15 protein-coding genes are annotated in these 13,084 nt (G+C 62.0%); 2 read left to right on the forward strand and 13 right to left on the reverse strand.

Annotated features, from left to right (window positions below; translation table 11 throughout):
- Positions 1-90: 90 nt before the first annotated feature.
- Genes mutT through FN835_RS13735 form a run of 3 tightly spaced genes read right to left on the reverse strand, consistent with a single transcriptional unit; the run spans position 91 to position 2,731 of the window.
- Positions 91-489 carry an 8-oxo-dGTP diphosphatase MutT gene (gene mutT / locus FN835_RS13725; protein WP_142663800.1) on the reverse strand — a complete coding sequence of 133 codons (399 nt, stop codon included), beginning with the start codon at positions 487-489 and terminating at the stop codon, positions 91-93.
- Positions 486-1,892, reverse strand: coding sequence for a bifunctional glutamate N-acetyltransferase/amino-acid acetyltransferase ArgJ (gene argJ, locus FN835_RS13730; RefSeq protein WP_142663801.1), 1,407 nt, complete (start codon positions 1,890-1,892; stop codon positions 486-488). The genes mutT and argJ overlap by 4 nt, the downstream gene beginning before the upstream one ends.
- 2 nt (positions 1,893-1,894) lie before the next feature.
- The gene (locus tag FN835_RS13735; protein ID WP_142663802.1) at positions 1,895-2,731 is read right to left on the reverse strand and encodes a peptidylprolyl isomerase; all 837 of its coding nucleotides are present in this window, start codon (positions 2,729-2,731) and stop codon (positions 1,895-1,897) included.
- A gap of 216 nt (positions 2,732-2,947) precedes the next feature.
- Between FN835_RS13735 and secA the strand changes: the two genes are divergently transcribed.
- Positions 2,948-5,653, forward strand: a complete 2,706-nt coding sequence (gene secA, locus FN835_RS13740) for a preprotein translocase subunit SecA (RefSeq protein WP_142663803.1) — start codon at positions 2,948-2,950, stop codon at positions 5,651-5,653.
- A 139-nt stretch (positions 5,654-5,792) separates the two neighbouring features.
- Here the strand turns inward: secA and FN835_RS13745 are convergent, their stop codons facing one another.
- Both FN835_RS13745 and FN835_RS13750 read right to left on the reverse strand, forming a co-directional pair.
- Entirely contained in the window at positions 5,793-6,506 is a 714-nt protein-coding gene (locus FN835_RS13745; RefSeq protein WP_142663804.1) for a response regulator, read from the reverse strand.
- Entirely contained in the window at positions 6,503-7,021 is a 519-nt protein-coding gene (locus tag FN835_RS13750; protein WP_142663805.1) for a MarR family winged helix-turn-helix transcriptional regulator, read from the reverse strand. Before FN835_RS13750 ends, FN835_RS13745 begins: the two co-directional genes overlap by 4 nt.
- Positions 7,022-7,172: 151 nt before the next feature.
- Here FN835_RS13750 and FN835_RS13755 point away from each other — a divergent pair, with 151 nt between their 5' ends.
- Positions 7,173-8,045, forward strand: coding sequence for a branched-chain amino acid aminotransferase (locus tag FN835_RS13755; protein WP_142663806.1), 873 nt, complete (start codon positions 7,173-7,175; stop codon positions 8,043-8,045).
- 73 nt (positions 8,046-8,118) lie between these two features.
- Here FN835_RS13755 and FN835_RS13760 read toward each other — a convergent pair whose 3' ends face one another.
- The 8 genes from FN835_RS13760 to FN835_RS13795 all read right to left on the reverse strand — a co-directional run bounded on the left by FN835_RS13760 (position 8,119) and on the right by FN835_RS13795 (position 13,074).
- Positions 8,119-8,307 carry a hypothetical protein gene (locus FN835_RS13760; protein ID WP_142663807.1) on the reverse strand — a complete coding sequence of 63 codons (189 nt, stop codon included), beginning with the start codon at positions 8,305-8,307 and terminating at the stop codon, positions 8,119-8,121.
- Between the two features lie 58 nt (positions 8,308-8,365).
- On the reverse strand, positions 8,366-8,830 hold the full coding sequence (locus FN835_RS13765) for a PTS sugar transporter subunit IIA (RefSeq protein ID WP_142663808.1): 465 nt from the start codon (positions 8,828-8,830) through the stop codon (positions 8,366-8,368).
- Positions 8,831-8,910: 80 nt separating this feature from the next.
- Complete coding sequence (gene hpf / locus FN835_RS13770) at positions 8,911-9,486, reverse strand: ribosome hibernation-promoting factor, HPF/YfiA family (RefSeq protein WP_142663809.1); 576 nt, start codon at positions 9,484-9,486, stop codon at positions 8,911-8,913.
- A 150-nt stretch (positions 9,487-9,636) separates the two neighbouring features.
- Positions 9,637-10,380: an LPS export ABC transporter ATP-binding protein gene (gene lptB / locus FN835_RS13775; RefSeq protein WP_142663810.1), complete on the reverse strand. Its 744-nt coding sequence runs from the start codon at positions 10,378-10,380 to the stop codon at positions 9,637-9,639.
- Positions 10,380-10,865 carry a lipopolysaccharide transport periplasmic protein LptA gene (gene lptA, locus FN835_RS13780; RefSeq protein ID WP_142663811.1) on the reverse strand — a complete coding sequence of 162 codons (486 nt, stop codon included), beginning with the start codon at positions 10,863-10,865 and terminating at the stop codon, positions 10,380-10,382. The genes lptB and lptA overlap by 1 nt, the downstream gene beginning before the upstream one ends.
- 58 nt (positions 10,866-10,923) lie before the next feature.
- A complete protein-coding gene (locus tag FN835_RS13785; protein ID WP_142663812.1) occupies positions 10,924-11,502 on the reverse strand; it encodes an LPS export ABC transporter periplasmic protein LptC in 579 nt (192 codons plus the stop codon).
- A gap of 3 nt (positions 11,503-11,505) precedes the next feature.
- Positions 11,506-12,450: a KpsF/GutQ family sugar-phosphate isomerase gene (locus FN835_RS13790; protein ID WP_142663813.1), complete on the reverse strand. Its 945-nt coding sequence runs from the start codon at positions 12,448-12,450 to the stop codon at positions 11,506-11,508.
- 9 nt (positions 12,451-12,459) lie between these two features.
- A complete protein-coding gene (locus FN835_RS13795; RefSeq protein ID WP_142663814.1) occupies positions 12,460-13,074 on the reverse strand; it encodes a ribonuclease D in 615 nt (204 codons plus the stop codon).
- Between the last annotated feature and the right edge of the window lie 10 nt (positions 13,075-13,084).

The following is a 13,084-nucleotide window of genomic DNA, read 5'->3' on the forward strand; positions in this document are numbered from 1 at the left end:
GAATTGCCACAAAATCGTTAAAAGTTAACTAAGAATGTGTAACAGACCGGCAGAATGTGAATTAGGGCGCGGTTCTGTGGTGGATAAGCCTCATATCCACTGTCGGAGGATCGGGATCAAGGGCAGATCGGCAGGCGGCATAGGGTAATTGCTCAAATTTGATGCATCTGCCCATGTCAGGGTCTGCCCCTCTTGCGGAGTCGGGATGCCGTCCCATTTCCGGCAGACATATAGCGGCATCAAAAGATGAAAGTTTTCATAGGCGTGGCTGGCGAAAGTAAGGGGTGCCAGGCACGACGACCAGGTTTCGATCCCCAGTTCTTCGTGCAATTCGCGGATCAGAGCGGCCTCGGGCGTCTCGCCGGGCTCGACCTTGCCACCGGGAAATTCCCACAGGCCCGCAAGGGATTTCCCCTCGGGGCGCTGTGCCAGCAGGATGCGGCCATCCTTATCAACCAACGCGACGGCCGCGACCAGAACCATCTTCACGAGCGATAATCCGCGTTGATGTCGATATAGCCATGCGTCAGGTCGCAGGTCCAAACCGTGCGCTTGCCACGGCCCAGCCCCAGATCGACGCCCACGACCAGATGGTCGCGCTTCATATAGGCGCTGGCTGCGGCTTCATCATAGCTGGGCGCGCGCCAGCCGTTTTCGGCAAGCACCATATCGCCAAAGCGGATGGTCAGCAGGTCGCGATCGGCCTGCGCGCCGGACTTGCCGACCGCCATGACCACGCGGCCCCAATTCGCGTCCTCGCCTGCGATGGCGGTCTTGACCAGCGGCGAATTCGCAATCGCCATGGCCACGCGATGCGCGTCGTTGTTGTTGGCCGCGCCGGTGACCTGCACCTCGACGAACTTGGTCGCGCCTTCGCCGTCGCGGACGACCTGATGCGCCAGATCCATCATCACCTGACCCAGCGCCTTGCCAAAGCGGCGGGCGGGCGCGGAACGCATATCGGTGATCGGCTGGGCCGTCGTTTTCCCCGTCGCCGCAAGGATCAGCGCATCCGAGGTCGAGGTGTCGCTGTCCACCGTGATCGCGTTGAAGGTGCTGGCAAGCTGGCCGTTCAGCAGCTTTTGCAGCATCTCGGGCGCAATCTTGGCGTCGGTGAAGATATAGACCAGCATCGTCGCCATGTCGGGCGCGATCATGCCCGACCCCTTGGCGATGCCGACGATATTGATCGTGCCGCCCTCGGCTTCGAAGCTAGCGGTGGCGCCTTTGGGGAAGGTATCGGTGGTCATGATGGCCTGCGCCGCATCGGCAGCGCCGCCCGCATCCAGCTTCCCGGCCAGCTGACCAATCACCGCAGTGATCCGCTCGGCAGGCAGAGGCTCACCGATAACGCCGGTCGAGGACGAAAACACGCGGTCACGCGGAATCGACAGCGCAGATGCGACGCCGCCAGTCACCTTGTCCACCGATTCCTGGCCGTTCTTGCCGGTGAATGCGTTGGCATTGCCCGAGTTCACGATGATCGCCGCGCCCTGCCCGGTTTCCTGCTTGCCCGACAGCTTGGCCTGACAATCCAGAATGCTGGCCGCGCGGGTCGAGGATTTGGTGAAGGCCCCGGCAATCGCCGTGCCTGCCGCCAAACGCACCAGCATCACATCGGTGCGGCCCTGATATTTGACGCCCGCCGCACCGGCGGCGAATTCCGCGCCCGCGATGACCGGCAGTTCCGGGAAACTTTCCGGGGCCAGCGGCGACACCGCCTTGGCTTTCTTGGTCGTCTTGGCGACGACCGCCTTGGTCACCGCCTCGACGCGCGTGCCGATGGGGGCTGCGGCTGCATCCGCGGCAGCCTTCAGCTTTTTCATTTTCTTTTTCAGGGACTTCAGCTTCTCGGCATCCGAGAGCTTATCCTTCTTGTCGGACTTCGGCATGATCATTCCCCCAGAAGCTCGGTCTTGCCCAACAGGTCGGGGCTGAGGCCCTCGGTCTTTTCGACCTTGGCTTCGGCCACGCGCTTTTCGATTTCCGCCTGCACTTTGTCACGGCGGACCTGAACTGCAAGCTGATCCTTGATTTCATCGAATTTCGGGGGTTGTGTCTCACGCTGGTCGATCAGTTTGATGACATGCCAGCCGAACTGGGTTTCGACCGGGGCGGAAACCTCGTCTTTTTTCAGCGCCTTCACGGCATCCGCAAAGGGAGCGACCATCTGATCGGGCTGGAACCAGCCCAGATCGCCCTTGTTCGGGCCAGTGGTGGGATCGGTCGATTTCTCGGCCGCGATGGCACCGAAATCGCCGCCGTCTTTCAGCTGCTTCTCGATCGCCTCGGCCTCTTCCTTGGTTTTCACAAGGATATGGGCGGCGTTGTATTCGATCTTGGGTTCTGCCTGACCGCCGAATGCCTGATCATATGCGGCCTTCAGCTCTGCCTCGGTCGGTTCGGCACCGGCGACCTTTTCCAGAACCGAACCCGCCAGATAGGCGCGCTTTTCGATTTCCAGCGCGGCGGTGTCGCGTTTGCTCAGCGGCTGGGCGGCCTGCGCCACGGCGGTCTGGCGCACCATCTGGTCCAGCATCAGATCCCACAGCGCGGTGTCGGGAAGCCCCTGCGTGGTCTGCGGGTCCAGCCCCTGACGCATGGCGATCAGCTGGCCCAGCGTGATGGTTTCACCGTTCACCGTGGCAACGACCGTATCGGCGTCCTGCGCGAATGCCGTGCCGGACAAAGCGGCGGCCAGCGCCGTAGCGGCGAGAAGCGGTTTCAGCATGGTTTTCCCCTTCCTGGGACTGGTTCGTTAAAGGCGCGTCCACGCAAGGGTGAACTGGCGTAAACATTGACAGGCAAGCATCCGGGGCATACATCCGGCCCAACCGAAAATGCGCGCCCGTCGCCGTTTTCCGGCCCTTTTGATAGGGCAAGGCGAATGGTGGCGGCAAGTGGGCGGATTGTCCTGCGCGCCCACAGATACGCGATAAAGGCTCAAATGCTCGGCATCGGAAATTTGGCTAAACTGGTCTTTGGCACGCCCAACGACCGCAAGGTGAAATCGGTCCGCCCGCTGGTGGCCCAGATCAACGCGCTGGAAGAAAAGTTCCGCGCCATGTCCGACGCAGAGCAGATCGACAAGACGCGCGAACTGCAGGGTCGTGCGCAGGGCGGCGAAAGCTTGGACAAGCTGCTGCCGGAAGCCTTTGCGAATTGCCGCGAAGGTGCGCGCCGTGCGCTGGGTCTGCGCGCCTTCGACACGCAGCTGATGGGCGGGATATTCCTGCATCAGGGCAATATCGCCGAAATGAAGACCGGCGAAGGCAAGACACTGGTCGCGACCTTCCCGGCCTATCTGAACGCGCTTGCAGGCAAGGGCGTGCATGTCGTCACGGTCAACGACTATCTGGCCAAGCGCGACGCCGATTGGATGAGCAAGGTCTTCGCCCATCTGGGCATGACCACGGGCGTCGTCTATCCGTTTCAGGACGATCTGGAAAAGCGGAACGCCTATCAGGCCGACGTGACCTATGCGACGAATAACGAACTGGGCTTCGACTACCTTCGCGACAACATGAAGGGCTCGATCGACCAGATGGTCCAGCGCGGTCATTTCTTCGCCATCGTCGATGAGGTGGACAGCATTCTGGTCGATGAGGCGCGCACGCCGCTGATCATCTCGGGTCCGTCACAGGACCGGTCGGAACTTTACAAGACCATCGACGCCTTCATGCCCGAACTGGTCCCCGAGCATTACAAGCTGGACGAAAAGTCCCGCAACGCCACCTTTACCGAGGAAGGCAACGAATTCCTTGAAAAGCGTCTGCAAGCGGCCGGCATCCTGCCCAACGACCAGACGCTTTACGACCCGGAATCGACTACCATCGTGCACCACGTCAATCAGGCGATGCGCGCGCATAAGCTGTTCATGCGCGACCAGCATTACATCGTCCGCGACGACGAAATCGTGCTGATCGACGAATTCACCGGCCGCATGATGAAGGGCCGCCGCCTTTCCGATGGCCTGCATCAGGCCATCGAGGCGAAAGAGGGCGTGACGATCCAGCCCGAAAACGTGACGCTGGCCTCGGTCACGTTCCAGAACTATTTCCGCCTTTACGCGAAACTGGGCGGCATGACCGGCACTGCCGCGACCGAGGCCGAGGAATTTGCGGAAATCTACAAGCTGGGCGTGGTCGAGGTTCCGACCAACCGCCCGATCCAGCGCATCGACGAACACGACCGCGTCTACCGCACGGCAGCCGAGAAATATGCCGCCGTGATCGAAGCGATCAAGGAAGCCCATGCCAAGGGCCAGCCGATTCTGGTCGGCACCACCAGCATCGAAAAATCGGAAATGCTGTCGCAGTTGCTGAATCAGGCCAGCATCCCGCACAACGTCCTGAACGCCCGCGAACACGAACGCGAAGCCTATATCGTCGCCGAGGCCGGCAAGCTGGGCGCCGTCACCATCGCCACCAACATGGCCGGTCGCGGCACCGACATCCAGTTGGGCGGCAATGTCGAAATGAAGGTGATGGAGGCTTTGGCCGCCGATCCCGACGCCCATCCCGACGACCTGCGCAGCCGGATCGAGGCCGAGCACGCCACCACCAAGCAGGAAGTGCTGGATGCGGGTGGCCTGTTCGTGCTGGCGACCGAACGCCACGAATCGCGCCGGATCGACAACCAGCTGCGCGGCCGTTCGGGCCGTCAGGGCGACCCCGGCCGTTCGCTGTTCTTCCTGTCGCTGGAAGATGACCTGATGCGGATCTTCGGTTCGGAACGTCTGGACAAGGTTCTGTCCACGCTGGGCATGAAAGACGGCGAGGCGATCGTTCACCCGTGGGTCAACAAATCGCTGGAACGCGCGCAGGCTAAGGTCGAAGGCCGCAACTTCGACATCCGCAAGCAATTGCTGAAATTCGACGATGTGATGAATGACCAGCGCAAGGCGATCTTCAGCCAGCGTCTGGAAATCATGCATACCGAGGAAGTGGCCGAGGTCGCGGGCGACATGCGCGCGCAGGTCGTGGACGATCTGGTCGATGAATACCTGCCGCCCCGCACCTATGCCGAACAGTGGGACACCGACGGCCTGAAGGCTGCGGTGATCGATCGGCTGAACATGGACCTGCCTCTTGCCGAATGGGCCGCCGAGGACGGGGTGGATCAGGACGCCATGCGCGAACGCATCCAGCAATCGGTCGATACCTACATGTCGCAAAAGGCCGAACAGTTCGGCGATGAAAACATGCGCCAGATCGAAAAACAGGTGCTGCTGCAACAGATCGACGCCAAGTGGCGCGAACATCTGATCACGCTGGAACATCTGCGTTCGGTCGTGGGCTTCCGCGGCTATGCGCAGCGCGACCCGCTGTCAGAATACAAGACCGAAGGCTTCCAGCTTTTCGAATCGATGCTGGACGGCCTGCGCTTCGATGTGACGCAGCAACTTGCCCGCATCCGCCCGCTGACCGATGCCGAACGCGAAGACATGATGCGCCAGTATCAGCAGCAGCAAGCCGATACCGAAGCCCATATGCAGCCCGAACACGAAGAGGCCGAGGGCGGCGAGGTTTCCAGCCGCGTGCATGGTTTCGACGAAACCGACCCGACCACCTGGGGCAACCCATCGCGCAACGACCCCTGCCCCTGCGGTTCGGGGCAAAAGTTCAAGCATTGCCACGGCGCACTGGCATAACGGATAAGGGGCCCTCGGGCCCCTTTTTCATGCGTCCAGCGCCATAAGCTATGCGCGTATCCTTCAATCAAGCGGGACATTTGCGGGCTTCTCAGTTCTGCAAATACCCAAATGCAAGCTTGCAACCCGCGCGGCGCCCCTAGTCCGGGACCAGCATGTAACCCGTGCCACGCACCGTCTGCAGATAGCGCGGCTCCTTGGGGTCGGGTTCGATCTTGCGGCGCAGGCGGGTGATCTGAACATCGATAGCGCGTTCAGAATTCTCGCCGGGTTCCTCAGCGGGGCTGCGGCCCAGATCCTCGATCAGCTCGGTGCGGCTGACAGGCTGGCGCGGTGTATCGGCCAGACGTTTCAGCAGCGCCTGTTCTGTCCCCGTCAGCCGCAGGGGCACATCGCCCTGCCAAAGCTCACCCTTGTCGGCGTCATAGCGCAGATGACCGATGGACAGAAATTTCGGGCCACGATTTTCAGCCGCCGGCACACGCCGCAGAATGGCCGAGATGCGCAGTAAAAGCTCGCGCGGCTCGAACGGTTTCGCCAGATAGTCGTCGGCGCCGTTTTCAAGGCCGGTGATGCGGTCCTGCGTCTCGCCTTTGGCGGTCAGCAGCAGGATCGGCGTCGTCATGCGTTTGCGCAGATCGCGGGTCAGTGAAAACCCGTCTTCGCCCGGCATCATCACGTCCAGCACGATCAGGTCGAAATCCAGCCCCGACAGCAGCCGCCGCGCATGGGCTGCGTCCCGCGCCGTCGTCACCAGAAAATCGCTGCGCATCAGAAAGCGGCGCAGCAGCGTGCGGATACGTTCATCATCATCGACGACGAGGATGTGGGCCAGCGGCTGGGCTTCGGTCATTTGGGTTCCGTCAAATCCTTCAACGCCTTGTATTGACGCAGAGTATCACGGTCCATCATCGCCTCAAGCACCTGACGGAAACCCGCCACCGCCTGCGGCCCCGCCGTGCGGTAAGCCGCGCGCATCCGGGCACGCTGGGTTTCCGACAGGCGGCGTTCCAGCGCGCTGCCCTTGTCCGTCAGAAAAAGCTGGCGTTCGCGGCGGTCGCGACGACCCACGCGGCTTTCCACCAGCCCGTCATCAATCAGCGTGCGCAGCACGCGGTTCAGCGATTGCTTGGTCACGCCCAGCACATCCAGAAGCGCGGTGACGGTCAGGCCGGGTTCGCGATTGACGAAATGCAGCGCCCGGTGATGGGCGCGGCCATAATCCATTTCCGCAAGGATAAGATCGGGATCGGCGGTAAAGGCGCGATAGGCAAAAAACATCGCCTCGATCCCCCGACGCAACTGGTCATCGGTCAGAAAAAGCAGGTTTTCGCCGCCGCTGGGTGCTATGCCGATCTTGTTTTGCATGATTTCCCCGTGATGCCTAATTCTTATTACGTCAGGCTTGTTGACTTTCCAATCATTAATAGATAGCCGTGGCACCAAGTTGCGCAATTTTATTTGCGGAAGCTAACGATCCTGCGCAACAATCCGAAAAACAGACCGGCCGGAGGGAAACATGGCAGGCGCTTACGACGATCGTGATGGCAAAATCTGGATGGATGGGAAGCTTGTGGACTGGCGCGATGCCAATATCCACATTCTGACCCATGCCCTGCATTACGCAAGCTCGGTATTCGAGGGCGAGCGCTGCTACAGCGGCAAGATCTTCAAGGGTCACGAACATTCGCTGCGTCTGATCGAATCGGCACGTCTGCTGGACATGCAGTCGCCCTATACCGCCGAAGAAATCGACGCAGCCAAGGAAGCGGTGCTGAACGCCAATGGCTTCAAGGACGCCTATGTCCGCGCCGTGATGTGGCGCGGCTCGGGCGAGGATATGGGCGTGTCCGCAGCGCGCAACCCGGTCCGCATGGCTGTCGCGGCCTGGGAATGGGGCAGCTATTACGGCGATGCCAAATGGCAGGGCGCGAAACTGGACATCGCCAAATGGCAGCGTCCCAGCCCGATGACCATTCCGACCGCCGCAAAGGCTGCGGGCCTTTACATGATCTGCACCATGTCCAAGCATGCCGCCGAAGCCAAGGGCTGCTCGGACGCGCTGTTCATGGATTATCGCGGCTATGTGGCCGAGGCGACCGGCGCCAACGTCTTCTTTGTCAAAGACGGCGAAGTGCATACCCCGCTGGCCGATGCCTTCCTGAACGGCATCACCCGTCAGACCATCATCCAGCTGCTGCGCGACAAGGGCGTCACCGTCCATGAACGCCACATCCTGCCGGAGGAGGTGTCGGCCTTTCAGGAATGCTTCCTGACCGGCACCGCCGCCGAAGTGACGCCGGTGGCGCAGATCGGTGACGACTGGCATTTCCAGATCGGTCAGGTGACGCGCGACATCGCCGCCGATTACGAAACGCTGGTCCGCGCCTGACCCAAGCCCACCCCGAATGAAAAAACCGGCCGCGCCCATCACGGGTGCGGCCGGTTCGCATTTCAAAGCCGGGTCAGGTGGTCCGGCCGCGCTCGATGCGGGTGAATTCTGTGACCCGGCGGTCTGTTTCGCCCCGATCCTTGGGGCGGGAATGCAGCGTCACGATGGCGGGGTGCAGCCCTTCCTCGCGTTCCTGCCGGGTAAAATTCTCGACTCGGCCCTGGCCGGTCTGATGCGTGCTGTCGATAATATGCTTTGCCATAACGGTTCCTCCCAACCGAGAGGCAGTTATAGCATCCCGCGGCGCGGATTTCACCCCTTCAGGCGGCCTTGATCCCCGGAGCGGCGGACAGGATCGCGTGCAGCGTCACCGGGTCTTCGTTCGCGCGCAGCTTGCCGCGCAATTCCTGATCGCGCAGCGTCCGCGACACCAGCGCCAGCGCCTTGAGGTGATCGACGCCGGAATTCTTGGGGGCAAGCAGGGCAAAGATCAGATCGACAGGCTGGCGGTCCACTGCGTCGAAATCCAGTGGTTTTTCCAGACGCAGAAACAGGCCGACCACGCGGTCCAGCCCGTGCAGCCGGGCATGGGGCAGCGCCACACCATGGCCCACGCCCGTCGGACCCAGCGATTCCCGTTCCTGAAGCGCGTCCAGCGTCTGCGTCGCATCGACGCCATAGACGCTGCGGGCCTGTTCAGCGATTTCCTGAAACAACCGCTTTTTGCTGGTGCTTTGCGTCATCGTCCGCACGGCGGAGGGTGATAGAATATCGCTGATCTGCATGTCGCCCGAAATTATCCAAGCCCCGGCCGCGCAAAGCGTGACCGGGACATTTCATTCAACCAGACTGTCCGTAATGCAGCCTAGCTCAAGTTGCGGGGATCAATCCAGCCCACGTTGCCATCGTCGCGACGATGGACGACGTTGACGCCCCCATGTTTCTCATTGCGGAAGACCAGCAGCGGGCTGCCGGACAGTTCCATCTGCATCACCGCCTCGCCCACCGACAGGGTGGGCACGCGGGTCTCCATCTCGGCGATGATCATGGGTTGCAGGCCGTCGTCCTGCGTTTCCCATTCATCTTCGTCGGCGGCCAGCACATACATGCCCGCCTGTTCAAAGGCAACCGGCTCGACCCGGTCCTTGTGGTGATCCTTCAGGCGGCGCTTGTAACGGCGCAGCTGCTTGTCCATCCGTTCCTTGCACTGCTCAAAGGCGGCATAGACCTCGGTCGAGGCACCCTTGGCCTGCACGTTCAGTCCGGTGGACAGATGCACGACGGCATCGCAGATGAATTCATGCGCATTGCGGGAAAATATCACGGTCGCATCGGTCGGGCGCTGGGAATACTTATCCACCGTCGTCCCGATCTCTGTCTGGACATGGGTGGAAAGAGCCTCGCCGATGTCGATCTGTTTTCCACTGATCTGGTAGCGCATGTTGGTCCGTCCTTTCGGTTGCCCGGCCTTGACTCGACACCGCCCTGGCGGCGAAGCCGGGGTCATCGACGGGCTGTTATCTGCCCGCCATATATACATTTGGTGACAGGGTTGGCCGTCTGTCAACGCCCCCGAGCCAATCGCTCGCGGTCAGTTCATTCGGAAGGTTTCGCCCAAATAGACGCGGCGGACCTGCGCATCTTCGACGATCTCGGCGGTGGTGCCGGATTTCAGAACGTGGCCATCATGAAGAATGTAAGCGCGATCAACGATTTCCAGCGTCTCGCGCACATTGTGATCGGTGATCAGCACGCCGATGCCGCGGCTTTTCAGATCATGGACCAGTCCGCGAATCTCACCGACCGCGATCGGATCGACGCCTGCAAAAGGTTCGTCCAGCAGCAAATATGACGGATTCGAGGCAAGGCAGCGCGCGATTTCGACCCGGCGACGTTCACCGCCCGACAGCGCCATGGCGGATGCATTGCGCAGATGTTCGATGGAAAATTCGCCCAGCAGCTTTTCCAGACGCTCACGTCGGTGATGGGCATCGCGGCAGACCAGTTCCAGCACGGCGGTGATGTTCTGTTCGACCGTCAGTCCGCGAAAGATCGACATTTCCTGCGGCAGATAGCCGATTCCCATTTGGGCGCGGCGATACATCGGCAAGGCCGTGGCGTCCTGCCCGTCGATCATCACCTGACCGCTATCGGGCGCGACAAGTCCTGCAACGCAGTAAAAGCAGGTGGTCTTGCCCGATCCGTTCGGACCCAGCAGCGCCACCACTTCGCCCCGGTCCAGCGTCAGGCCGACTTCGCGGATGACCGGACGATTGCGATAGGATTTGCGCAGACCGCGCACGCGCAGGCCGGTCTGCGGCGAATCAGCGGCCATCAGTTCGCCCCCGGCTGCAACACGCTGCGCACCCGCCCCGAGGCGTTGGCCGTGCCGCTTTCCAGATTGACCGTCACCTTTTCGCCCGCCAGCACGTTGCGGCCCTGTGTCAGCAGCACATCGCCCGTCAGCACGACATTCCCCGAAGCGACGTCGTAATCGGCGGCCTTCGCCTCGGCCGCGTCCTGACCGCTGGCAAGGGTCACGTTGCCCTCGGCGCGCAGGTTGCTGATCTTTTGCGCGTTGCCCTGTGCATAGGTCACGGTCACACGGTCGGCGGACAGGCGCATCGCGCCCTGCCCGATCAGGACATTGCCCGAGAATGTCGCAAGCCCGGTCTTTTGATCGACCTGCAGCGAATCCGCCGTCACCTCGACCGGGGCGCTGACGTCCTGCGCGGAACCGAAGCCGGTCTGGGTCTGCGCATGGGCCGTTATGGCCAGCGCAAGCGACAGCGAAAGGGACAGAAGTCCGGTGCGGATCATGTTGCTTCCTTTCAGCCGCTGTGGACCCGCCGGATTTCCGGGGGAATAACCGGGCGGATCATGGGCGGTATATCAACCGGACTCCGCCCTTCAAATCAAGAATGTGATCGGGATTTCCCGGCTCAGTAGGGCGCAATTCCATCTGTCCTGCCGTCAGATCGCCAAAGGGGGCGCGAACATTCACCTCGCGGTCGGCGCGCAGCGTGCCTTCGGCGATCGAGGCGTCGAATTGCGGCGCGGTCACCACCCAGCCATCGGCGGTGGTCATCCGCACGCCATCGCCCAGCGTCACCTGATCGTCCTTCAACTCGGCGCTGCCGGCGCTGACATCCGCTGCGCGTCCGTCCTGTGCACGCAGGGTCAGGCGCACGGTGGACACGCTGCCTTCGCCGGAATTCTTGCCCGGCACGGCCTCGGCCCCCGAGATCGTCAGTTCTGAGCCGTTGCTGGTGACGCCGGTATAGGTCGGATTGGTCACCGCCTGACGTTCCGCAAGTTCCTGCGGATCGACATTGGCATAGGGGATCGTCGCATCGGGTTCGGGCTTGCGACCCAGCAGAAACAGCACCGACAAAAGCGCCAGCGCCGTCAGCGGCAGGATCACCCGTAGCCATGCGACGATCCGCGAACGCAGCATGACCTAGACCATCCCGGTGCGCAAAAAGTCGTGGATATGCAGCAGGCCCACAGGCTGCGTCCCATCCAGCACGAACAGGCTGGTGATCTTGCGGGCCTGCATTTCAGCCAGGGCCTGCTCGGCCAGCTTTTCGGGGCCGATGCTGCGCGGGTTGCGGGTCATCACCTCGCCGGCCTTGTGACCCAGCAGTCCGTCCATGTGGCGGCGCAAGTCGCCGTCGGTGATGATGCCGGTCAGATTGCCCGCGCCGTCGGTGACGCCAGTGACGCCGAAACCCTTTTGGCTGATGACCAGCAGCGCATCTGACATCGGCGCGTTTTCATCGACCAGCGGAATGTCGCGGTGCATCAGATCCTCAACCCGCGACAGTTTCGCGCCCAGCTTGCCGCCGGGATGGAAGGTGCGGAAATGTTCGGGCGTGAACTTGCGGTGCTCCATCAGCGCGACGGCCAGCGCATCGCCAAGCGCCAGCGTCATGGTCGTCGAGGTGGTGGGCACGATGCCCGTGCCGCAAGCCTCGGCGGCGGCGGGCAGCACCAGCGCCACATCCGCCTGCCGCAGCAGCGTCGATTGCGGACGGCTGGCCACGCCGATCAGCGGGATGCTGAAACGCCGGGTATGGGCGATCAGATCGGCCAGTTCGGGCGTTTCGCCGGAATTCGACAGAACCAGCGCCACGTCGTTTTCCGTGACCATGCCCAGATCGCCATGGCTGGCCTCGGCAGGATGGACGAATTGCGCGGGCGTTCCGGTCGAGGCCAGCGTCGCCGCGATCTTGCGGCCCACATGGCCAGATTTCCCCATGCCCGAGACGACGACACGCCCCTTGGCATCAAGGATCGTGCGGATGGCACGTTCGAAACTGTCGTCCAGCCCGGCCGCAAGCTGCGTCAGGCCATCGATCTCGGTCAGGATCACCCGACGGGCGGTATCAAGATATGCGCTCATCCCGGTCACTTAGTGGCGATAGATGTCGTTTTCATCCCCCCAACCCATCAGGTCCAGATGGGCACGGGCGGGAAGAAAGTTGAAACAGGCCTGCGCCAGACCCATACGGCCTTCACGCTCCAGCCGCTTTTCCAGCTCGGCTTTCAGTTTGTGCAGGTAAAGCACGTCCGAGGCGGCATATTCCAGTTGCGCGTCCGTCAGCGCCTCGGCGCCCCAGTCGCTGGTCTGCTGCTGCTTGGAAATATCGACGCCGACCATCTCGCTAAGCAGGTATTTCAGGCCGTGGCGGTCGGTAAAGGTGCGGATCAGCTTGCTGGCGATCTTGGTGCACCAGACAGGGGTGGTAACCGTGCCGAAGGCGGCTTCAAGCGCGGCAATGTCGAAACGACCGTAATGGAACAGCTTCAGCACCTTGGGATCGGCCAACAGCCGCGACAGGTTCGGCGCCTTGCGCTGCCCCCGCGCGATCTGCACCAGATGCGCCGATCCGTCGCCCGACGACAATTGCACAAGGCACAGACGGTCGCGGCGCATGTCCAGACCCATGGTCTCCGTATCGATGGCGACAACAGGGCCAAGGTCCAGATCGTCCGGCAGGTCGTTTTGATAAAGGTGAATGCTCATCTGGGTTCCG

The sequence above is a fragment of the Paracoccus laeviglucosivorans genome, assembly GCF_900182695.1.
GTDB lineage: Bacteria > Pseudomonadota > Alphaproteobacteria > Rhodobacterales > Rhodobacteraceae > Paracoccus > Paracoccus laeviglucosivorans.